The sequence below is a fragment of the Nocardiopsis sp. NPDC049922 genome, from assembly GCF_040660275.1.
Lineage (GTDB): Bacteria > Actinomycetota > Actinomycetes > Streptosporangiales > Streptosporangiaceae > Nocardiopsis.
This window is the reverse complement of the sequence record NZ_JBFAME010000015.1, coordinates 116,815-138,442: the sequence shown is the minus strand read 5'-3', so window position 1 is coordinate 138,442 and position 21,628 is coordinate 116,815. Positions and strand designations below refer to the sequence as shown.

General features: G+C 73.6%; 21 protein-coding genes. 11 read left to right on the top strand and 10 right to left on the bottom strand.

Translation table 11 applies throughout. The features are described from left to right. Positions 1-648 precede the first annotated feature (648 nt). From AB0I72_RS23660 to AB0I72_RS23650, 3 genes are all read left to right on the top strand, one after another. A complete protein-coding gene (locus AB0I72_RS23660) occupies positions 649-1,320 on the top strand; it encodes a DUF6230 family protein (RefSeq protein WP_358572286.1) in 672 nt (223 codons plus the stop codon). Beyond that, on the top strand, positions 1,311-1,724 hold the full coding sequence (locus AB0I72_RS23655) for a DUF6114 domain-containing protein (RefSeq protein ID WP_358572284.1): 414 nt from the start codon (positions 1,311-1,313) through the stop codon (positions 1,722-1,724). The genes AB0I72_RS23660 and AB0I72_RS23655 overlap by 10 nt, the downstream gene beginning before the upstream one ends. 180 nt (positions 1,725-1,904) lie before the next feature. Continuing rightward, on the top strand, positions 1,905-2,588 hold the full coding sequence (locus AB0I72_RS23650) for a hypothetical protein (protein ID WP_358572282.1): 684 nt from the start codon (positions 1,905-1,907) through the stop codon (positions 2,586-2,588). Between the two features lie 106 nt (positions 2,589-2,694). Here the strand turns inward: AB0I72_RS23650 and AB0I72_RS23645 are convergent, their stop codons facing one another. Both AB0I72_RS23645 and AB0I72_RS23640 read right to left on the bottom strand, forming a co-directional pair. Further along, positions 2,695-2,964, bottom strand: a complete 270-nt coding sequence (locus AB0I72_RS23645) for a hypothetical protein (RefSeq protein ID WP_358572280.1) — start codon at positions 2,962-2,964, stop codon at positions 2,695-2,697. A 94-nt stretch (positions 2,965-3,058) separates the two neighbouring features. Beyond that, a complete protein-coding gene (locus AB0I72_RS23640; RefSeq protein WP_358572278.1) occupies positions 3,059-4,675 on the bottom strand; it encodes a molybdopterin-dependent oxidoreductase in 1,617 nt (538 codons plus the stop codon). Positions 4,676-4,836: 161 nt separating this feature from the next. On the opposite strand from AB0I72_RS23640, the gene sigK reads away from it, so the two are divergent. The 5 genes from sigK (at position 4,837) to AB0I72_RS23615 (ending at position 9,042) form a co-directional block, all read left to right on the top strand. Beyond that, a complete protein-coding gene (gene sigK / locus AB0I72_RS23635; protein WP_358572298.1) occupies positions 4,837-5,427 on the top strand; it encodes an ECF RNA polymerase sigma factor SigK in 591 nt (196 codons plus the stop codon). Further along, positions 5,424-6,239, top strand: coding sequence for an anti-sigma factor (locus tag AB0I72_RS23630; RefSeq protein ID WP_358572276.1), 816 nt, complete (start codon positions 5,424-5,426; stop codon positions 6,237-6,239). Before sigK ends, AB0I72_RS23630 begins: the two co-directional genes overlap by 4 nt. A 177-nt stretch (positions 6,240-6,416) precedes the next feature. After that, complete coding sequence (locus tag AB0I72_RS23625; protein ID WP_358572274.1) at positions 6,417-8,051, top strand: AMP-binding protein; 1,635 nt, start codon at positions 6,417-6,419, stop codon at positions 8,049-8,051. A gap of 67 nt (positions 8,052-8,118) precedes the next feature. Next, positions 8,119-8,616 (top strand): MarR family transcriptional regulator, encoded by a 498-nt coding sequence (locus tag AB0I72_RS23620; RefSeq protein ID WP_358572272.1) that lies wholly within the window; start codon positions 8,119-8,121, stop codon positions 8,614-8,616. Positions 8,617-8,808: 192 nt separating this feature from the next. Next, the gene (locus AB0I72_RS23615) at positions 8,809-9,042 is read left to right on the top strand and encodes a hypothetical protein (protein ID WP_075926532.1); all 234 of its coding nucleotides are present in this window, start codon (positions 8,809-8,811) and stop codon (positions 9,040-9,042) included. A 10-nt stretch (positions 9,043-9,052) separates the two neighbouring features. Here AB0I72_RS23615 and AB0I72_RS23610 read toward each other — a convergent pair whose 3' ends face one another. Further along, positions 9,053-10,060: a PHB depolymerase family esterase gene (locus AB0I72_RS23610; RefSeq protein WP_358572270.1), complete on the bottom strand. Its 1,008-nt coding sequence runs from the start codon at positions 10,058-10,060 to the stop codon at positions 9,053-9,055. A 229-nt stretch (positions 10,061-10,289) separates the two neighbouring features. Here AB0I72_RS23610 and AB0I72_RS23605 point away from each other — a divergent pair, with 229 nt between their 5' ends. Then, positions 10,290-11,123, top strand: a complete 834-nt coding sequence (locus AB0I72_RS23605) for a 3-hydroxybutyrate dehydrogenase (RefSeq protein ID WP_358572268.1) — start codon at positions 10,290-10,292, stop codon at positions 11,121-11,123. Continuing rightward, on the top strand, positions 11,108-13,138 hold the full coding sequence (locus AB0I72_RS23600) for a GAF domain-containing protein (protein ID WP_358572266.1): 2,031 nt from the start codon (positions 11,108-11,110) through the stop codon (positions 13,136-13,138). The genes AB0I72_RS23605 and AB0I72_RS23600 overlap by 16 nt, the downstream gene beginning before the upstream one ends. Here AB0I72_RS23600 and AB0I72_RS23595 read toward each other — a convergent pair. From AB0I72_RS23595 to AB0I72_RS23565, 7 genes are all read right to left on the bottom strand, one after another. After that, positions 13,064-13,987 carry an alpha/beta hydrolase gene (locus tag AB0I72_RS23595; RefSeq protein WP_358572264.1) on the bottom strand — a complete coding sequence of 308 codons (924 nt, stop codon included), beginning with the start codon at positions 13,985-13,987 and terminating at the stop codon, positions 13,064-13,066. The genes AB0I72_RS23600 and AB0I72_RS23595 overlap by 75 nt on opposite strands. Continuing rightward, on the bottom strand, positions 13,984-15,120 hold the full coding sequence (locus tag AB0I72_RS23590; protein WP_358572262.1) for a branched-chain amino acid ABC transporter permease: 1,137 nt from the start codon (positions 15,118-15,120) through the stop codon (positions 13,984-13,986). Before AB0I72_RS23590 ends, AB0I72_RS23595 begins: the two co-directional genes overlap by 4 nt. Next, positions 15,120-16,019, bottom strand: coding sequence for a branched-chain amino acid ABC transporter permease (locus tag AB0I72_RS23585; RefSeq protein ID WP_358572260.1), 900 nt, complete (start codon positions 16,017-16,019; stop codon positions 15,120-15,122). Before AB0I72_RS23585 ends, AB0I72_RS23590 begins: the two co-directional genes overlap by 1 nt. Beyond that, positions 16,016-16,759 carry an ABC transporter ATP-binding protein gene (locus AB0I72_RS23580; protein ID WP_358572258.1) on the bottom strand — a complete coding sequence of 248 codons (744 nt, stop codon included), beginning with the start codon at positions 16,757-16,759 and terminating at the stop codon, positions 16,016-16,018. Before AB0I72_RS23580 ends, AB0I72_RS23585 begins: the two co-directional genes overlap by 4 nt. Further along, positions 16,756-17,553 (bottom strand): ABC transporter ATP-binding protein, encoded by a 798-nt coding sequence (locus AB0I72_RS23575; protein ID WP_358572256.1) that lies wholly within the window; start codon positions 17,551-17,553, stop codon positions 16,756-16,758. Before AB0I72_RS23575 ends, AB0I72_RS23580 begins: the two co-directional genes overlap by 4 nt. A gap of 2 nt (positions 17,554-17,555) precedes the next feature. Then, positions 17,556-18,725 carry a substrate-binding domain-containing protein gene (locus tag AB0I72_RS23570; protein ID WP_358572254.1) on the bottom strand — a complete coding sequence of 390 codons (1,170 nt, stop codon included), beginning with the start codon at positions 18,723-18,725 and terminating at the stop codon, positions 17,556-17,558. A gap of 173 nt (positions 18,726-18,898) precedes the next feature. Then, on the bottom strand, positions 18,899-20,365 hold the full coding sequence (locus AB0I72_RS23565) for a PASTA domain-containing protein (protein ID WP_358572252.1): 1,467 nt from the start codon (positions 20,363-20,365) through the stop codon (positions 18,899-18,901). A 115-nt stretch (positions 20,366-20,480) separates the two neighbouring features. On the opposite strand from AB0I72_RS23565, the gene AB0I72_RS23560 reads away from it, so the two are divergent. Beyond that, positions 20,481-21,443, top strand: coding sequence for an ADP-ribosylglycohydrolase family protein (locus AB0I72_RS23560; protein WP_358572250.1), 963 nt, complete (start codon positions 20,481-20,483; stop codon positions 21,441-21,443). The last annotated feature ends 185 nt before the right edge of the window (positions 21,444-21,628 follow it).

Here is a 21,628-nt window from a genome sequence, read left to right as displayed (position 1 = left end):
GTTTCCGCTTTGTTGTGTCTTTACTTTATCAGGTGTTCCGTGTCCCGCCAAATCGGCGGCTTCCGGATCAACCGAACGGGGTAAAGCACCCGTTTGTCAGACTTTATCCTCAGTCGCGCGCCATTCTCGATCGCAATTGATCGGCCCTGGAGCGCTCACCGAGCCTACCCGCTCCGAGCGCATGCTCGAACCAGTGGGTTCGGTGGAAGGAGTTCAGATCGCGGCCCGGTTCCGAGTCGGCCCGTGAGGGCCGCTCGCCGTCCCGCGGCGACTCGGAGAACATTACCCCCAGCCCCGCCCCCAGGCAAACCGGGATCCCTGTGTCGGTGGTCACTCGCGACGCGATGCCCGCCATTCCCGCGCACCCCACGCGTCGACACAACCGTCCCGAAGCGCGCCCATCACCCGCGCGCCACGCGGGAACCCGCTCCAGCGATGTCTCCAGAGAAGCCGAACGCGGTTCGGAAAGTTCACGGAACACCCTTGCCATAAGGGATTCCGGCATCCATCATGTGCAGCACCACCGGATGGGACAGCATCTCGTCCGGTGCCTTCCCACCCCACGGGGAGGACCCACAGGGACCGCGTGCCGGATGTTCGGGGGGACGGCAGGCGCGGCGCGGTCATGCGACACGAGGAAGAACTCGCATGGACACCGCACCCCCCGACCCCTTCGACGAGCCCGTGGACCCCTCCGCGTCCACCGACTCCACCGACCCGACCCCCGAGAGCCACACCAGCTGGAAGCGGTTCGCGCTCTTCTCCCTTCCCGCGGCCGCCGCGGTCGGCGGCGTCCTGGTCGCCATGGCCGAGGGCGTGCTCGCCGCGTCGTTCACCGTCTCCGGCCAGGACTTCAAGATCTCCGCGGACGAGCTGCACGGCGAGGGCTTCGTCCAGTACGGGTGGCTGAACGCGACCGCCCGCGGCGAGGCCGTCCCGGCGGCGGTCGCCGGGATCCGCGAGGCGGAGATCCACGGCCTCTGCCAGTCGGTGATCACCGACTTCCCCGTCATCGGCGTCCTCTCCCTCACTCTCACCGCCGGAGACCAGGGAACACCGGTCGAGGCCAGCAACCTGATGATCGACATGTCCCAGATGGATGGCGACGCCCGGTTCGAGAACATCGAGATCGGCCGCGACGCCTCCACCCTCGACAGGGGGCCCGAGGGCGCCCGGGGCTTCCAGGACACCTTCGGCATGCAGTCCGACACCATCCACGTCGAGAACCTCCAGCAGACCGCCCGCGCGGCCAGTGCCGGCACCTTCCGTCTCTCCGGTCTGAGCCTCAGCCTGCGCCGCGGGGACGACGAGTGCTTCTGAGGAGGCCGCGGCGGGGACGCCGCCACCCGGACGGGGACCGGCGAGGACCGCACTCCTGGCGCCGGTGGCGCAAGCGGCGCCCCTTCGCGGGCGGACTCCTGATCATGGCGTCCGGCGTCGTGCTCGCCTCGTTCGTCGTCATGCCGGTGGAGCTGATGATCCAGACCGGCGTCGGCGGGGTCTCGTCCCTGTTGTTCGGCGGCATGCTCGTGGTGCTCGGCCTCGTCACCTGGTTCACCCCGGACCAGCACGTCGTCACCGGCGCGATGGCGGGCTTCCTCGGTCTGGGAGCGCTCATCCTGTCCAACCTCGGCGGTCTGGTGGTGGGCACCCTCCTGGCCCTGGTCGGCGGCGGACTCGCCTTCGCCTGGCGACCCGTCGCCCGTCCGTCACGCAGGACCTGAACCCCGAACCCCGTGGCCCCGTTCACCGGCCACCCCCCAGGACACCGGGGACGCACGGCCGATCGGTCGCCGCGTTCCCGGTCCCGCCCGGCAAGTTCCGTCCACCTCCTCGGCGCGATCCCCCCACTACCGCTGGGCGTCGCCCACGGGTACCGCCCGGCCCCACCCAAGGAGTCCTTCATGTCGGTTCCCCGACCGAGATCCCGCACCCGCTCCTGTCTGACCGCCGCCGCGGCGGCCTCCGCCGCGGTCCTCGGCCTGGCCTGGGCCGGTGCCGCCCAGGCCGCGACGGCCGACCCGACCACCGTCGAGCCCGCCGGGGCGGCCTTCGAGGCGTCGCTCTCCGGCAGCGCCGTCTTCACCGCCGGAAGCGTCGTGATCACCTGCGACACCTCCTCGACCTCCCCCGGAGGCGGCAACAACCTGGTGCCCGACGCGCCCGACAACCACAACCCGGCCGGCCCGGTCTCCGGTCCGATCAACGCGCCGGAGTTCACGGACTGCTCCACGAACATCATCTTCGTGAACGCGACCGTGGACGTCGTCGACCCGGTCTGGGAGATGACGATGCAGCACGGGTCTCCGTCCGTGGGCACCATGGTGGTCCCCGCCGGGGGCATCGTGGTCACCACGAGCGGGCTGGCGTCGTGCACCGCCACCGTGAGCCCGGACGCCGACGCGCCCGTCGCGGGCACGTGGACCAACGGCGACCCGGTCTCGACGCTGGAGTTCGACACGGCGACGCCGACCGTCGTCGAGGGCGGCTTCGGCTGCCCGACCGGGGTGACCGAGTCCGGGTTCACCGCCACCTACGAGGTGACCAACGCGGACTCCCCCTCGGAACCGATCACCGTGACGGGCTGACCCCGCGCCGGACGGCCGGCCGCGGGTGACGCGCCCGCCCGCACGCCAGGGAGCCCGGCCCGCGCTCGGGCCGGGCTCCCCCGGGACGCCGCTCACCGAGGGACGGTCAGTTCTCCCCGTCCATGTCGTCCTCCATGCCGTCGGTCATCTCGTCGTCCATGGAGTCGTCCTCCATGTCATCCGACATGTCCTCCTCCATGGAGTCGCCGTCCATGTCCTCGGTCATGTCGTCCTCCATGGAGTCGTCCTCCATCTCCTCGGACTCCACGGAGGACCCGTCGGAGGCCGAGTCGTTGCAGGCGGCCATGGTGAGGACGGCCGTGGCGCTGATGGCTCCGGCCATGAGGAGGCGGCGGAGGGTGCTGGCTGCGGGCATGATGAACTCTTTTCCGTTCTGATCCGTTGTCCGGTCATCCCCGGGCGGCGATCGCGCCCAGGGGGGTTCGTGTGCGCACGCCGACGGCGTGCGGTCAGGCGACGACGACCTCGATCGTGTGGTGGCCGGTCGCTCCGTCGGGGGCCACGGCCGCCCGGTCCGCGGTCTGGGTCTCGCCGTCCCTGTCGGTGGCGCGTACGGAGATCCGGTGCTCTCCCGGCTCGGCGTCCCACTCGTGGACCCACTGGCGCCAGGTGTCGGCCGTGTCCTCCTCGGCCAGCGTCGCCTCCCGCCACTCGCCGTCGTCCACGCGCACCTCCACCCGGTCGATGCCCGTGTTCTGCGCCCAGGCCACACCCGCGAGCACGACCGTTCCGGCGGCCACGGTCGAGCGTTCGCGCGGTGTGTCGATCCGGGAATGGGTCTTGATCGGCCCCAGGGCCGACCAGCCCCTCGGGACCCAGTACGCGTCGAAGGCGTCGAAGGTGGTCAGTTCGATGTCGACGATCCACTTGCAGGCCGACACGTATCCGTACAGGCCGGGCACGACCATGCGCGCCGGGAACCCGTGGTCGTGGGGGAGCGGCTGGCCGTTCATGCCGATGGCGATCAGGGCGTCGCGGCCGTCCATCACGTCGGCCACGGGCGTGCCGATGGTCATGCCGTCGTCGGACCGCGACACGAGCTGGTCCGCCGGGCCGCCGTCCGCGGGCGGGCGCACCCCCGCCTCCTCCAGCAGGGTGGCGAGCGGAACGCCGATCCAGCGGGCGTTGCCCACGTACTCCCCGCCGACCGGGTTGGAGACGCACGCCAGGGTGATGTCCCGTTCGACGAGGTCGTCGCGGGCGAGCAGGTCGGCGTACGTGTACACCCGCTCGCGCGCCCCCAGGCCGTGGACGCGCAGCGACCAGGTGGAGGCGTCCACCCGTGGGATGGAGAGCGCGGTGTCGATCCGGTAGAAGTCCTCGTTCGGCGTGAAGAAGGAGGCCAGGCCGTCGATCTCCAGGTCCGCGCCGTCGGGGACGGGTGCGGCCGGTGACGCGGGCCTGGGCAGGGTGACGTCCTCCCTGGCGAGTCCGACGCCCGCCCCCGACGAGGACAGCAGCCGGGCGGCCGTCCCCGCGCCCGCCGAGGCCGCGGCCGCGGCACCCGCGAGCAGGGTGAACCTCCGCCGGTCGAACCCTCGGGGCTCCTCCTCGACGGGTTCGTTCCCGGCGGGCTCGTCCAGCCCGGCCTCGTCTCGCCCGGACGCCGCGGCCGCCGGTCGGGACGCGACCCCCAGCAACCAGAGCAGGACCGCGCCGCACACGACCGCCCCGGTGAGCGTCGGCAGCGTGTCGAGGATCCCGCTCCCCGGCCGGGTGAGCGCGGCGGCCAGGCCGACGGCCGCGAACGCCGCGATCCCGACGAAGCCGACCCACCGCCGTCGCGCCGCGCCCGCGCCCAGCAGCGCGGCGGCGCACGCCAGGATCACGCCCATGCCGACGAAGAGGGCGATCTTGTCGGCGGTCCCGAACGTGTCGATCGCGAACTGCTTCAGCGGTGGCGGTGTGAGGTCGACGACGGCGTCGCCCACCGCCAGGATCGGGGCCGCCGAGGGCCTGGACAGCAGGACGCCGACGACCTCGGCCGAGGCGAGCGCGGCACCGGCCGCGACGAGGCCGACGATCGCTCCCGGACCGCGTCCGGTGGTACGGGTGGTGTCGAACATGCCCTGGGTTCGGAACCGCTCCGGTCGGGGAGACGCGGGGCGATGTCACGAACTGATAAACATGTTCCGGCCGAGACGTCACCTCACCACTCCTCGCGCCGAATACGGAGACGACGGCAGGTGGGAAGAGGGTGACCGTGGAACGGGTGAGAGGCATCAGGATGGATGGCGCCGGGAGGCCCGGCGGGGGATCCGTGCCGTCGAACGAGGCGTTGGCCGGGCTGCTCCGCCAGGCGGCGGTGGGCGACCTGGCCGCGTTCGAGCGCGTCTACCGGGAGCTGAGCGGTCCCGTGTTCGGGGTGGTGCGCAGGGTCCTCCTGGACGAGGCCCAGTCCGAGGAGGTGGCCCAGGAGGTGTTCCTGGAGGTGTGGCGGCACTGTGCCCGGTTCGACCCGGCACGGGGAAGCGCCCGCTCCTGGGTGTTGACGATCGCGCACCGACGGGCCGTCGACCGGGTGCGGTCGGAGGAGGCCGCGACGGAGCGCGCGACCACGGCGGGCCGACTGGAGCCGGGGGCGACCCCGGCCGACGGTGTGGAGCAGCACGTCGAGACCAGCCTCGAACGCGAGAAGGTGCGGCGCTGTCTGCGCCGCCTCACCGCGCTCCAGCACGACGCCGTCCGGCTCACGTACTACACGGGGTACACGCAACGGGAGGCCGCCGCGCTGCTGGAGGTCCCGCTGACCACGCTGAAGGGTCGTCTGCGGGACGGCCTGATCCGACTCCGTGACTGCCTGGGGGTGACCGCATGAGCGACGTGGACGTCCACGGACTGATCGCCGGATACGCGGTGGACGCGCTGGAGGCGGAGGAACGGGCCGCCGTGGAGCGCCACCTGCCGGAGTGCGAGGACTGCCGCCGGGACCTGGCGGAGTTCCGGGAGACGCTGGTCAGGCTGGCGTACGCGGAGGCCGCCCAGCCGTCGGAGGAACTGTGGACGCGGGTCAGCGCGCTCGCGCGACGAACCAGACAGGCGCCGCTCCCGCCGGAGACGGACGGGACGGCGGCGGGCGGCCGTCCCGGTCACGGGACCGGGGACAGGACCGGTCACGGGACCGGGGACCACGGCGGGGACGGGAGCGCCGCCGAGGTCGTGCGCGGTCCCGCGCGCTGGTGGCGCGGGCAGCTGCCGTGGCTCGTCGCGGCGGCGTGCGCGCTGGTCGCGGTGGTGCTCGGGGCCACGCTGCTGTCGGTGGACCGCGGCATGGACGAGTCGAGGCGGCACCACGCCGAGGTCGAGGAGCTGCTGGCGGCTCCGGACACGCACATGCACGAGGGGCCGCTGGGCGAGGACGCCAGGGCGACGGCCTTCACGTCCTACGAGATGGACGCGCTCATGCTCGTCGTCGAGGGGTTGCCGGACACACCTCCGGGAATGCAGTACCAGATGTGGTACGTCGACGAGGACGGCATGCGGTCGGCCGGGATGCTCACGCTGTCGGACGACGGTCGGTACTCCGGCATGGCCCACGACATGGGGACGCCGGTCCAGGTGGGCGTCTCCCTGGAGCCGGAGGGCGGCATGCCCGAGCCGAGCGAGCAGCCGATGAAGTTCGATCTCTGACCGTTCCCCGTCGGATTGTCGGGAGGTGACATCCGCACGCGGCCGGACACTCACTTCGGGACGGAGAAACCGCGCCACCGTGTCGCCTACGGTCGCAGTACTCCGGGGAGGGGGTGGCGAAGGCTCCCCGGTGCGGCGCGGACCGCTTCGCCCGTCACCCACCCCTGCGGAGACACCATGGCAGCCGGAAGTCCGTCCGACACCTCCCGCCTGAACCGGACCCTGAGCACGGTGCGGGTGCTCGTCCGGTCCGGGGTGATCAGCCCCGGTCGCCCCGACCGGATCGTCCGCCAACTCCGCGCGCTGCGCGTCTGGGGCGCGACCGTGGCCGGCGCCTACGCCGCCGCGAACGAGCGCGTTCCCGACGCCGTGGCGATCGTCGACGAGCGGGGGTCGTTCACCTTCCGCGCGATGAACCTGCGCGGGCGCGCCCTGGCCCGGGCGCTGCACCGCGCGGGTGTGGGCGCGGGGTCGCGCGTGGGCGTGCTGGGCCGCAACCACAGCGCGTACGTGCAGACGATGATCGCCTGCGGCCGGCTGGGCGCCGACGCCGTCCTGCTGAACACCGGACTGGCCCCGGGGCAGCTGGCCGCCGCGGCGGCGGAGAACCGGGTGTCGGTCCTGGTCCTGGACGAGGAGTTCGACGCGCAGTGCGTGCGGGTCCCGGCCGACGTCGCCCGCGTCCGGGCGTGGGGGGACGCCCCGGCCGGGGCCCTCCAGGCGCCGTGGCGCGCCGAGGAGAGCGCGGCGGCCGAGCCGGCGCCGCCCGAGCGTCCGGGACGGCTGATCGTGCTCACCTCGGGGACCACGGGCACGCCGAAGGGGGCCCGGCGCCCGACGCCCAGGGGCCCGCGGGACGCGGCGGCGGTCCTCTCCAGGATCCCGCTCCGCTCCGCCGACCGGATCCTCGTCTCGGCCCCGGTCTTCCACACGTGGGGGCTGGCGGGCGTCCAGCTGGGCATGACCCTGCGGGCGACGGTGGTCCTGCGCCGTCGTTTCGACCCCGAGGACGTGCTGCGCACGGTGGAGCGGGAGCGGTGCACGGCGCTGTTCGCGGCCCCGGTGATGCTGCGGCGGATCATGGACCTGCCCGCGGAGGTGCGGGCGGGGTACGACACCTCGTCGCTGCGGATCGTGGCGTGCAGCGGTTCGGCGATGAGCCCCCGGTTGATCACGGAGTTCATGGACGAGTTCGGGGACGTGCTCTACAACCTGTACGGGTCGACCGAGGTGTCGTGGGCGACCATCGCGACCCCCGAGGACATGCGGGCCGTGCCGACGACGGCGGGGCGCCCCCCGTTGGGCACGCGGGTGGCGATCCTGGACGCGGACGGCGCGGAGGCGCCGCCGGGGACGGAGGGTTCGATCTTCGTCGGCAACGACATGCTCTTCGACGGCTACACGAACGGCGCGCACAGGAACAGCGCGCACGGGCTCATGCAGACGGGGGACCGCGGGTACCTCGACGCCGACGGGCTGCTGCACGTCTCCGGACGCGACGACGACATGATCGTCTCGGGCGGGGAGAACGTGTTCCCGCGTCCCGTGGAGGAGGCGATCCTGACACTGCCCTCGGTGAGCGAGGTCGCGGTGACGGGTGTGCCGGACGAGGAGTTCGGGCAGCGGTTCGCGGCCTTCGTCGTGCCCCGGGAGGGCGCGGCGGTGGACCCGGACGAGGTCCGCGCGGTCGTCCGCGCGCGGGTCAGCCGGTTCGCCGTGCCGCGTGAGGTGGTGTCCCTGGACGAGTTGCCGCGCAACCCCGCGGGCAAGGTGATGAAGCGGCACCTGCCGACGGACCTTCCCCGTCAGTGACGGCGGGATCGGACACCTCGTGCACGAGGACATCGAGAACTTTGACATCGCGTGCGCGGTAACTACCATGAGTGCGGTGTCGGACCGAACCCCTGACCCCGAGAGCGGTTCCCCCCTCCCACCCGTCGACGAGCAGATGTGCTTCGCGCTGTACACCGCCGCGCGGGCCGTCACCAACATCTACCGGCCCCACCTCGACCCGTTGGGCCTGACCTATCCCCAGTACCTGGTGATGATGCTGTTGTGGGAGCGGGAGGAGTGCTCGGTCAAGGAGATCGGCGCCGTCCTGCAACTCGACTACGGCACCCTCACCCCGATGCTGAAGCGTCTGGAGACTCGGGGACTCCTCCACCGCGGCCGTGATCCGGAGGACGAGCGGACCGTCCGTGTCACCGCCACCGACGAGGGGAAGCGGCTGCGCGCCCGGGCCGAGGGCATCCCGGACGCGATCGGTCGCGCCATCGACCTGCCCGGGGACGAGTTCGAGGCCACGCGCCTGTCCCTGGGGCGTCTGCGGGCGAACGTGCTCGGGCACGGGGCGGACCCCTCACGGCGGCGTACCTGAGTCTCCGTCACCGCGTCCGTCACCGCGTCCGCCGCCGGGGGACGGCGGCGGACGCGGTGACGGCGGAGACGGGCACCACGGGGGTCGTGCCCGTCCCTCACGTGTGTGGGCGGGCCTTCGTGCCCGCCCACGCGCGCTCCCGGATCGACCCGAACCCCGTACGGGACGGAGTCTCTGCGTTACCGTGGGGACATGTCGATCTGGGCGTCGGACAACCGCAGCGGACAGGTGCGCGAGGCCCTGACCATGCTCCTGTCCCAGGGGGTGATCGACGACTTCCGCATCCGCCCCGAGGACGAGTTCCCCTTCCGGGTACAGATCGCCGCCGGGGTGGTGCCGATGACCGAGCACCAGGCCGCGCACTTCGTGCTGGGCGCCACGGTCGCCCACTTCGGGCGTCTGGCCAGGGGCGAGAGCACGCTGTGAGGCCTCCCCGTCAGCCCACCGGGGCGCCGATGCCCCAGAAGGCGGCGGTGTGGCCGGTCGAGCAGACGGTGTCGAGGAAGTGGGCGCCCGCGCTCCCGCACCCGGCCGAGGGGTCGACGGGGGTGCCGTGCCCCATGCCGGTCACCGTGTAGCGGGCGACGGCCGCGGTCGTCGGTCCGCCGCCGTGGTAGGCGGCCGTGGTGGAGCCGCCCAGGTCCTCGGTGGAGTCGGGCTCTCCCGGCACGCCCGCGACGTCGGTCCACTGGGCGACGCTCGCGTCCGCGTTGGCGGGGACCACCGTGTGGTCGGCGGTGCCGTGCCAGACGGCGACGCGCGGCCACGGGCCCGTCCAGTCGGGGTTCTTGGCGCGCACCTCGTCGCCCCACAGCTCGGGGGTCAGGGTCCGGCCCGGGTTCATGCAGGTGAAGGCGGCGAGCACGCTGTCGGCGCAGCCCACGGGGATACCGGCCACGATCGACCCGCCGGCGAAGACGTCGGGGTAGGCGGCGAGGAGCTCTCCGGTCATCGCGCCGCCCGCGGAGAGGCCGGAGACGTACACCCGCCCGTCGTCGAGCCCGTACGCGGCCACCGCGTACGCGGCCATGGCGCGCACGGAGGCGGCCTCGCCGGAGCCCCGGGCCACGTCGCCGGGGGAGAACCAGTTGAAGCAGCGGTTGACGTTGTTGGTGAAGCGCTGTTCGGCGTAGACGAGGGCGAAGCCGTGGGCGTCGGCGTGCTCGGCCCAGCCGGAGCGGGCGTGGTAGGCGGCGGCGTTCTGGCCGCAGCCGTGCAGGAGGACGACCAGGGGCGCGTCGGCGGGAAGCCCGTCGGGGACGTACGTGTACATGCCGAGGGCGCCGGGGTTGGCGCCGAAGAAGAACACCGGGGTCAGCGTGGCGGCCTCGGCGCGCGGCGCCGTGGACAGGAGTACGGTCGCGGCGGTGACGAGCAGGGTCACCAGCGCCGCGACGAGGCGTCGGAGGGTCGGGGCCGTCCGCACGGCCGTGGGGGAGTGCATGGGAGCCTCCGGGTTCGACGGTGGGGGGAGGGTTCGGCCGAACCTCGCACGGAGCCTAACCCCGACTGTGACGTGCGCGACATGTCCGTGAGACCCCGATCACCTCGCATGGGGCGGTGGGGTTCCCACAGCGGCCACCGCGCACATATCCGGCCCGCACACACTCTCGCCCGAGGGTGTGTCCGGGCGACCCATCCCCTGACCGACACGCCCGACCTACGTTGCTGACATGACGACGCACGAGTACCCGTCGCACACGACACGGCGGGCCCCGCACACCCCCGATACCGCCGCGACCACCGCCGCCCGCAGCGTCCGCGTCGACCTGACCGGCAGGACCGCGCTGGTCACCGGCGCGGCCAGCGGCATCGGCCGGGCCTGCGCGCTGCGGCTCTCCGCCGCCGGCGCGAACGTGCGCATGGCGGACCTCGACGGCCGGGCGCTGGCGGAACTGGCCGAACGGGGGGTGGGCGAACCCGTCGAGATCGACCTCACCGACCTGGACGCCGCCGAGGAGGCCGGGCGCGGCGCGGACATCGTCGTGAACAACGCGGGCGTCCAGACGGTCGCCCCCGTCCAGGACTTCCCTCCGGAGCGTTTCTCGTTCATCCTTCGACTCATGGTCGAGTCGCCGTTCCGCGTCGTGCGCGGCGCCCTCCCGCACATGTACGCGCGGGGGTGGGGCCGGGTCGTGAACATCTCCTCGGTGCACGGGCTGCGCGCCTCGGCCTACAAGTCGGCCTACGTGACCGCCAAGCACGGGCTGGAGGGGTTCTCGAAGGTGGTGGCCCTGGAGGGCGCCGCCCACGGGGTGACCTCCAACTGCGTGAACCCCGGCTACGTGCGCACGCCCCTGGTGGAGCGGCAGATCGCCGAGCAGGCGACGGCGCACGGGATCCCGGAGGAACGGGTGGCCGCGGAGGTCCTGCTGGCACGGAGTCCGGTCAAGCGGCTGATCGAACCGGCCGAGGTCGCCGAACTCGTCGCCTACCTGTGTGGTCCGGACGCGTCGTTCGTCAACGGCGCGTCGCTGCCGGTCGACGGAGCATGGAGCGCGAGCTGAACACCACCCCCACCGCCGGGTCCGCCCCGGAGCCCCACCCAGACCACGCGCCCGCCCCTGACCCGGCGGGCGCGGCGGACCAGGCGTTCTTCCTGGACCTGTTGCTGCGGGACGCGCCGACCGTGGAGTACGAACGGCCGGTGCTGCGCGCCCGCGCGGAGGGCGCCGACCCGGCGGTCGTGGCCGCGTTGGAGAACACGAAGCTGACGGCGCTGCGGGTGCGGTCGGTCATGCGCGACCGGCAGCGCCGCGAGTCGGAGCTGAGCGCGCTGTTCGAGACGGCCAACGACCTGGCCGGGATGCGCAGCCTGGACCAGGTGCTCCAGGCGATCGTGGAGCGGGCGCGCCACCTGCTCGGCACCGACGTCGCGTACCTGACGCTGAGCGATCCGGAGGTGGGCGGCACGTACATGCGCGTGACGTCGGGGTCGGTGTCGGCGGCCTTCCAGCAGCTGCGGCTCGGCGCCGGCAAGGGACTGGGCGGGCTGGTGGCCTCGACCGCGCTGCCCTACGTCACGGCCAACTACTTCGCGGACCCGCGGTTCACCCACGCGGAGAACATCGACCACGCGGTGCGCGAGGAGGGCCTGGTGGCCATCCTGGGCGTGCCGCTGAAGATGAACGGACGCGACGTCGGAGTGCTGTTCGCGGCCAACCGCCGCGAGCGGCCGTTCGCGCACTCGGAGGTCGCGCTGCTGGCGTCGCTGGCCACGCACGCGGCGATCGCGATCGACAGCGCGAACCTCATCGACGACACGCGACGCGCGCTCGACGAGCTGCACACCGTCAACGAGCGGCTGCAACGGCACACCGCGTCCGTGGAGCGGTCGGCGGCGGCGCACGACCGGCTGACGGACCTGGTGCTGCGCGGCGGCGGGGTGCGCGAGGTGGCGGCGGCGATCGCCGAGGTGCTGGGCGGTTCGGTGCTGATCCACGACACGGCCTCGGACGCGTCGGTGACCGCCACCCCGGAGGGGGTGGTCGGCGAGGCCGAACCGGGCGGCGACCCGCGGGACGAGGCCGACCTGTCCGAGGCGGTGCGCTCGTCCCTGGCCAGCGGGCGCGCCGTGCGCGCGGGGGAGGCGGACGGTGTGTGGGTCGCCGTGGCCGCGGCCGGGAACGAGCCGCTGGGCACGCTGGTGCTGCGCGGCGTGGCACTGGACGACACCGACCAGCGGATCCTGGAGCGGGCGGCGATGGTGACCGCGCTGCTCCTGCTCATCCGCAGGTCGGTGAGCGAGACCGAGCACCGGGTGCGCGGCGACCTGCTCAACGAGCTGTTGGAGGTGCCCGCGCGCGAACCGGGATCGCTGCGCCAGCGCGCGGCCCTGCTCCGGGCCGACCTGGACGCCCCGCACGTGCTGGTGGTGGCCGAGGCGCCCGGCGCCGATCCGGGGCGGCTGCGGTCGGCGGCGACCCACGCCGCGGAGACCACCGGCGGCCTGACCGGCCAGCGGGCCGGGCGGCTCGTCCTCGCGCTGCCCGGGACCGATCCGGCCGACGTGGGCCGCCGGGTGGTCGCGGAGCTGTCGGCGGCGGCCAACGGGCCGGTGACGGCGGGCCTGGCCGGGCCGACGGAGGGCCCGGCGTCGTTCCGGGGCGCGTTCACCGAGGCGACCCGCTGCCTCCAGACCCTGCGGGCGCTGGGCCGGGAGGGAGCCGTGGCCACCGCGGACGACCTGGGCTTCTCCGGTCTGCTGCTCAGCCAGGACCGGGACGTGCCCGGGTTCGTGAGGGCGACCCTGGGCCCGCTGCTGGAGTACGACGCCCGGCGCGGCACGCTGCTCGTCGGGACGCTGCGCGCCTACTTCGCGGCCGGGGGAAACCTGTCCCGCGCCAAGGACGACCTGCACATCCACGTGAACACCGTGGCGCAGCGCCTGGAGCGGATCGGTCAGCTGATCGGGGCGGACTGGCAGCGCCCCGACCGCGCCCTGGAGCTACAGCTCGCCCTGCACCTGCACGGTCTGCTCGACGAGGGTGTGGACCTGCTCGGCGAGCAGGGCGGCGGTTGAGGAGAACATCGGACTGTAGTGGTTGTCGTCGGGCAGCTCCAGGGTGACCAGGTCGTCGGGCAGCCCGGCGAGCCGTCCGGGCGTGTACAGGCCGGGGCTCTCGTCGAGGAGGCCGCGGGCCGCCCAGGCCAGGCGGGCGGGGCGGGGCAGGCGGTGGATCGCGCCCAGGACCTCGGGGTCTCCCAGGACCTGCGCCCCGTCGACGCGGGCCGCCTCCTCGGAGCACGCCGAGCGGAGGCGGGGCGGTGTCCCGGTGAGGTCCCGCGTGACGTAGCGGTCCACCCAGGTGTTCCACCGACCGGCCATGGCGGGGTGCCGCCGCCAGAAGTCCCGGTAGGCGTCGGCGCTGGGGAAGGACGTCCGCAGCCGGGCCATGGCCGGGCCGAGCACGTCCTCGATGTCGGCGCCGGGCGGGACCGGCAGACCGAGCCCGCCGTCGACGAGGAGCAGTCCGGTGACGCGGTCGGGATGGCGGACGGCGGCCAGGCACGCCACGAACGCCCCCATGGAGTGGCCGACGAGGACGGTGCGGTCCACGTCGTGGGCGTCCAGGACCGCGAGGAGGTCGTCGACGTGGGCGCCCAGCCCGAACGGGCCGGGCAGGTGACCGCTGCGCCCGCGTCCGCGCAGGTCGGGGGCGATCAGCGGGGGGCCGCCCAGGCGGTCCAGCTCGGCGGCGACGCGGGCGAGCGCGTACCCGTTGGCGGTGATGCCGTGGACGCCCAGGACGGGCGCGCCGGGGCCCGTGCCCCAGCGGGTGACGGCCAGGTCGCCGCCGGGCACGGGGACGGTGGACGCGTCCCCGGCGGTCCAGGAGACCGGGGCCCGGTCGCGTTCGGTGTCGGTCATCGAGCCTCCTTCGTGTGCGCGGGACCCCGACGGTCCCGCAGCGCCGACCGGATCCTCCCGGGGAGGGCGACGATGCCGCCCGGGAAGAAGAACACCATCACCACGAACAGCGCGCCGAGGACGAACAGCGGCTGCGAGAGCGGGGCGGCGATCCATCCGGGCAGGGCCGCGAAGGCGTCGGAACCGCCCAGCTGGAGGAGGCGGTGGTCGGCGTAGGTGTACAGGACCGCCCCCAGCAGCGGGCCCCAGCGCGTGCCCGCCCCTCCCAGGGCGACCATCACCAGCAGGGTGAGCGTGAACTCGGCGGTGGTGACGACGGGGGTGACGCCCCCGGCGACCAGGAGGTAGACGACACCGCCCAGGGAGGCCAGCCCGCCGCCGACGGTGAACGCCGCCAGCTTGTACGGGTAGGGGTTGACGCCGAGCACCGCGACGCGCTGCTCGTTGGCCCGGATCCCCCGCCAGACACGGCCGACCGGCGAGGCGTCCAGCCACCACACCACCGCCAGGGTGAGGACGACGTAGGCGACGGCGGCCCAGTACAGGTTCACCGTGTCGACCACGCCCACGAAGGCGTCGGGGACCTGGGAGGTGTCGAGGGACAGCCCCTCCTCACCGCCGGTGATCCTGCCCGGATCGCGGGCGACGAGAATCGATCCGGCCTGGGCGAAGGCGAGCGTCACCATGGCCAGGGCGATCCCGTTGACCCGCAGCGACACCGCGCCGAGGACGAGGGCCAGGAGGGTGCCGACGAGGACGGAGACGACGGCCGCCCAGACGAGCGGCAGGTCCAGCACGGACATGAGCAGCGCGGCGGCGTAGGCGCCGCAGGCGAAGTAGAGCGCGTGCCCGAAGGAGAGCAGCCCCACGCGCCCGTACAGCAGGTCGTAGCTCGTGGCCAGGCCACCGAGGACCAGGCAGGTGGCGAGCAGGTGCAGGGTCGGCGGGCCGTTGAGGGGCCCCTCGAAGACCCCGGGCAGGCTCAGGGCGGAGAACGGCAGGGTCAGCGCGACCACGAGCACGGCGAGCGGGGGCGCCCAGCCCGGCGGGCGGCGTCGCGCGCGGGCGGCCGGTCGCGGGTCGGAGGTGTCCGGCGGAGGGGACGTCCGCGCGGTCACGTCGGTCTCGGTCATCAGGCCACCCTCTCCGCGGACTTCCTGGCGGCCAGACCGCCCTGCCGGGTGAGCAGCACCAGGGCGAGGACGATGACCACGGCGATGTCGCCGAGCCCGGCGACGGTGTAGTAGTTGGCGAACTGCTGGATGAGGCCGACCGCCAGGGAGGCGACCGCGCACCCGGTGAGCGACGTGGTCCCGCCGATGACGACGACGATGAACGCGAAGATGAGCAGGGACAGGCCCTGGGTCGGGGTGACCACGCCGAAGTACAGGCCGCCGAGCGCCCCCGCCAGCGCGGCGGCGGCCCCTCCGATCGCGAAGACCAGCGTGAAAGCCTTGCGGACGTCGATCCCCAGGGCGGTGACCATCGCGCGGTCCTGCACTCCGGCGCGGACGATCAGCCCGTAGCGGGTGCGGGCGTTGAACAGCCAGAGCACGGTGAACACGGCGGCCGCGGCGAGGATGAGCAGGAAGCGGTCCCGGGGGACGTTGACGCCGAGCACACCGACGGTGCCGGACACCAGGTCGGGGCGCGGGAAGGGCAGCGGGTCGGCGCCCCAGACCGCCTGGAGCAGGGCGGGCACGGCCAGGCTCAGGCCGACGGTGGCGAGGATCTGCTCGCGGTGCCTGCCGTACAGGGGGCGGATGACGCACAGCTCGACGAGGGTGGCGGCGAGGGTGCCCGCCGCGACCCCGAACGCCACGGCCACGAGGAAGCCGAACCCGGCCGGGCCCGCGCCCGGCAGGTACTCGCTGGCCCACCAGGTGCCGTAGGCGCCGATGGCGAGGAACGCGCCGTGCGCGAAGTTGAGCACGTCCATCAGGCCGAAGATGAGGGACAGTCCCGAGGCGATGAGGAAGTACAGGGCGCCCAGGCCCAGGCCGGTGAGGGTGAGGAGGACGACGGTGCTCACGGGTGCCTCCCGGTGGGGCCTCCGGCCGGGGCGGTGCGGCCGACCCCGAGCAGCGAGCGGACGCGGTCGGGGTCGTCGAGGAGCTCGGTGGCCGGTCCGGTGTGGATGACGCGGCCCGCGTCCAGGACGACCGCCCGGTCGGCGACGCGGCGCACCAGCGCCAGGTTCTGTTCGACGAGCAGGACGGGGACGCGTTCGGCGGCGCGGGCGACCGCGTCGGCGACCTCGGCGACGATCCTGGGGGCGAGGCCCTTGGTGGGCTCGTCCACGACGAGGAGGGCGTTGTCGTTGAGCAGCGCCCGCCCGATGGCGAGCATCTGCTGCTGGCCGCCGGAGAGGGTGCCCGCGGGTTGGGCGGCGCGTTCGCGCAGCTCGGGGAAGAGGTCGTGGACGAGGTCGTAGCGGGGCCGCCCGGGACGGCGTTCGGCCAGGCGCAGGTTCTCCGCGACGGTGAGCGCGGAGAAGACGCCGCGGTCCTCGGGGACGTAGCCGATCCCGCGCGCGACGATGGCGTGGGTGGGCAGCGCGGTGGTGTCGGCGCCGTCGAACCGCACCCGGCCGGTGCGCGGGACGAGCCCGAGCAGGGCCCTGACCGTGGTGGTCTTGCCGACCCCGTTGCGGCCGAGGAGCGCGGTGACGCCCCGGCGCGGGGTCGTGAAGGACACGCCCTGGAGGATGTGCGATCCCTCGATCCACACGTGCAGGTCGGCCGCCTCCAGGAGCGGGCCGTCGCCGGTCACGCCGCGTCTCCGAGGTAGGCGGCCTGGACCCGCGGGTCGGCCATGGCCGAGTCGGGGTCGGTGAGGGCGAGCAGCGCGCCGTGGTGGAGGACGGCCAGTCGGTCGGCCATGTCGAGGAGGACCTCCATGTGGTGTTCGACCATGAGGACCGTGCGGCCGCGTTCGCGGTGCACGTCCCGGATGACGGCGGTGAGTTCGCCGACCTCCCCGGCGCTGACCCCGGCCATGGGTTCGTCGAGGAGGATGAGCCGGGGGCCGCGCGCGAGCAGGAGGGCGAGTTCGAGCTTGCGCTTGTCGCCGTGGGAGAGGTCCCCGGCGGGGGCGTCCACGCGGTGGGCGAGGCGGACCAGGTCCAGGACGTCGGTGACCTCGGGTCCGCCGTCGGGTGCGGCGCGTCGCCAGAAGCGGCGGGACTCCCCGGTGCGGGCCTGGACGGCGAGACCGACGTTGGCGCCGACGGTGAGGTCGGCGAAGACGCTGGAGGTCTGGAAGGTGCGGCCCATGCCGAGTCGGGCGCGGCGGTGGGGGGCGTGGCGGGTGATGTCGGCGCCGGAGAGGCGGATGGTGCCGCCGGTGGGTCTGGTGAGTCCGGAGACCAGGTTGAACAGGGAGGTCTTCCCGGCGCCGTTGGGTCCGATCAGCGCGACGAACTCGCCCTCGCGGACGTCCATGGTGACGTGGTCGACGATGACGGCGCCGCCGACGGACCAGCTGACGTCCTCCAGCGCGAGGACGGGGGAGGGGACGGCGGGTGCGTCCGGCGCCGTCCCCGGCTCGGTGGGTTCGGTGGCCATGCCTACTCCGCCAGCCCGGGTTCGACGTCGGCGGCGGGGATCTCCACGATGAGCTCCGGCCGGGCGTCCTCGCCCTCGCCGACCAGGCGGACCTGGTACATGGGCTGGATGAGCGCGTGGTCCTCGGCCCGGATGTGCAGTTCGCCCTTGACGCCGTCGAAGGTCCAGCCCTCCAGGGCGTCGATCCGCTCCTGGGTGGTGGCGCCGGAGGCCGCGGCGTGCGCGACCATCTGCGCGGCGGTGAACCCGTCCGGCGTGAAGAGGTCGACCTGACCGCCCGCCGCCTCGACGGTGCCCCGCATGATCTCGGCGACCTCGGTCTCGGCGGCGCCGTCGAAGTAGTGGGAGAGGAAGGAGATGCGTCCGCCCGCCTCGCCGAAGACCGGGTAGGAGGGCCTGATGTCGAGGCCGGTGACGACCTCGGTGGCGTCGAGGACGCCCTGCTGGTCGAGTGCCTGCCACATGGCGGAGGCGGTCTCGCCGGCCCAGGCGACGAACACCAGGTCCGGTTCGGCCCTCCCGACCTGTTCGGCGAAGGGGGTCAGGTCGGTGGTGTCCGGCGGTGCGAGGACGCTGTCGACAGTGGCGCCCTCGGCCTCCAGGACCTCCGTGACGGCGGAGACGTTGTCCTGGCCGAACGCGTTCTGCTGGGCGAGCACGACCACGCTCGCCCCGTCGGGGTCGTCGATGAACGTGCTCGCGGCGAGGATGTCCTGGTAGGTCTGGCGTCCGGAGCGGAACGTGTGGTCGTTGATCCCGGTGATCGCGTCGGTCGCGGCGGGGCCGGAGACGAAGAGGACGTCGTTCTGTTCGGCGAGCGGCGCGACCTGGACGGCGATGCCGGAGGAGACGGATCCCGCGATGATGTCGTGTCCGGTGCCGATGAGCTCCCGGGCGGCGGACACGCCCGTGGCGGGGTCTCCGGCGTCGTCCATGAACTCGACCTCGACGGCGCGGCCGTCGATCTCCATCGTGCCGTTGGTGGCGTGGTCGAGCCCGGCCTCGAAGCCCTGGCGGTACTGCTCGCCGTAGCTGGCGAGGGGACCGGTGGACGAGTAGACGATCCCGATCCGGACGGGTCCGTCCTCCGCTCCTCCGGCGGACTCGCCCGGGGTGCTGCACGCGGTGGCGGCCAGGAGCACGGCGGCCACCGTCACGGGGGTCTTGCGCATGGATCTCCTCCAGTCGGCACCCGCCTGTCCGACGTACCCGCCCGACCCGGGGGGAGTGGGTGCCAACCCGAAGGTAGGACCGTGGTGACGCGATTCACATGTGGACGCGGTACACATTCAGCGCCGCTTCGATGTCCTGGTGACCCAGGGCACACTCCGGAGGACGTCGAACGTCAGGAGTTCCCGTTCCCGTTGCTGTTCCCGTTGCCGTTGCCTCGCCCGGGGTTCTCCCTGTCGGGACCGGGACCGTCGTCCGAGCCGCCGCCCGGGTCGGAGTCGGTGTCGGATCCGGAGGTGTCCGAACCGGGTTCCTCACCGTCGGTGACCGGCGGCGCGGGTTCGGCGGGGCCGCTGGAGACGGTGAGCGTCACGACGCCGTCCCCGGGTGCGGGTTCACCGGACGGGACGTCCTGGTCGACGACTGTTCCGTCGGGCGCGGTGGCACTGGCCCGCTCGACGATCCGCGCCTCCAGGCCGAGTCCCTCCAGGAGCGCGACGGCCGCCGCCTGGTCCATGCCGATGGTGTGGGGGACGACCACGCCGTCGTCGGCGTCGGCCGACGCCGACGGCTCCGGAACGCCCTCCTCCGACGCGGGGTCGGTCGGCTGGGCGGCGCCGGGGGTCCGGTCCGCGGACGCCGCCCGCCCGTCGTCGGCGTCCGGGAGGAGGGTCCAGACGACGACCGCGAGCAGGAGCACCGCGAGCGCCCCCGCGCCGATGAGGACCGGGAGACGGCGCCAGGCCGGAGCGTCCTCGCGGTCGGGCTCCGCGAACGCCGAACGCGGTTCCGGCACGTCGGGGAGTGCGGTCTCCGGTCCGGGAAGCCCGACCTCCAGGACGACGGTCGCGGAGGCGGTGTCCCCGAGGAGCGCGGTCTCCCGTCCGGGAGCGGGCGCGTCCGGAGGGAGGGACCGCAGGACCTGCTCGACCAGGGTGAGGTACTGGCCCGCGTCACGGGGCCGGTAGCGGGGGTTGGGCTCGGTGGCGTTGGCGACCAGCATGTCCACGTCGGGCGGCAGTCCGAGGACGGCGGAGGACGGCCTCAGCGGCCGGTCGTCCCGCGTCGCGGACACGCCCGCCAACAGGGCGTACAGCAGCGCGCCGACGGCGTACACGTCGGCGCGGGTGTCCGGGACGGCGGCCCCCGGGCACCCGGGCAGCATGGGGTGGCGGGCGACGCGCACACGGCCGTCTCGGTCGATCCGCACGGCGTCCGCGCGCAGTCCTCCGTGGACCGTTCCGGCGGCGTGCAGGGCCTGGAGCGCGGAGAGCACGTCGGCGGCGATGGACAACGCGGCACGTGGAGCGTGGCGGGCCCCCTGGCCGCCCTCAGCGAGGGACACCCCCGCGATGTGCTCGGTGACCGCGTAGACGCGGTCGCCGTCGCGGCCCTGGGTGAGCACCCGGGCCAAGCCGGGGTGGTGGACCGAACCGAGCGTGCGGGCCCGTTCGAGGAACGCGTGCGCGGCGGCCGGATCGGCGGACAGGGCGGGACCCAGGACGGTGACCGCCACGTCCCGGTCCTCGGACAGGTCACGCGCCTGATACGTGCTTCCCGCCGCGTCGGCGTCCAGGATCGGACCGAGGGCGAAGCGCTCGCGCAGCACGGTGCCGACAGGGGAGTCCGGGGAAGGGGTCACGCTGGGATTCTACGCGGACGAACCCCGCCGACCGCCTTCCATCAGGCCGGATGCGGACATGGTCGGTACGTTAGGCTCGGGGCTGAGCACCCCCTGTCACCCCTGTGAGGCCCCCGTGTCCCTCCCGCCTTCCGGCACCGTCGACGACCGCGCCGTGGGCGTCCTGCTGGGCGCCGCCTGTGGGGACGCGCTGGGCGTTCCCTACGAGTTCGGGCCGCCGCTGCCCGCCGACGTCGTCCCCGAGATGGTCGGTGGCGGGCTCGGCCCCTACGCGCCGGGAGAGTACTCCGACGACACCCAGATGGCGGTCTGCATCGCCGAGACCCTCCGCGACCACGACGACCCGCTCTCCCCCGAGGCGCTGGCCGCGACGGCGCGGGCCTTCCTGCGGTGGCGGGCCGAGGGGGCCACCGACATCGGGAACCAGACCGCGAGGGTCCTGGGCATGGCCGCGCACGCCGGGAGGACCGACCGGGTCGCCCGAGTGATGGCGGAGGGAGCCACGGAGCTGCACGCGTCGGGGGTCCCGAGCGCCGGGAACGGCTCCCTGATGCGCACGGGACCGCTCGCCCTGGCCTACCTCGACGATCCCCGGGGCCTGGCCGTGGCGGCGCGCCGGTACAGCGACCTCACCCACGGCGACCCGCTGGCGGGGGAGGCGTGCGTCCTGTGGTGCGAGGGCGTGCGACGCGCGGTGGTCCACGCCGACCTGGACGGCGTGCGCGCGGGCCTGGACCTGCTGCCGGAGGATCGGCGCGACGCGTGGTCGGCGTGGTTGGACGAGGCCGAGGCGCGTCCCGCGCACGCGTTCGGCGACAACGGATTCGTCGTGCGCGCCCTCCAGGCCGCGTGGTCGGCGGTGACGCGGGAGGACGCGTTCGCACCGGCGCTGGCCTCCGCCGTCCGGGCCGGACACGACACGGACACCGTGGCGGCGATCGCCGGTGCGCTGCTCGGGGCCCGGTGGGGCGCCGGGGCGGTCCCGAGGGAGTACGTGTCCGCCGTGCACGGGTGGCCCGGGTACCGGGCGGAGGGGCTCGCCGAGCTGGCGCTGGCGATCACCCGTCGGCACGCCTGAGCGGGATCGCGGGGCCCCGGAGCGGACCGCGGGAAATCGATATGTCGACAAAATGACACATCGTTTGGGCGCGTTCCTCCCGATTTATCGACGCGGCCGGCCTGTCCGGAACCCCCTCCCGGGGACGAGGCGGGTGAACGGCGAACACGGCACCTCATCAGGCACTATTTACTGAACGATCGGTC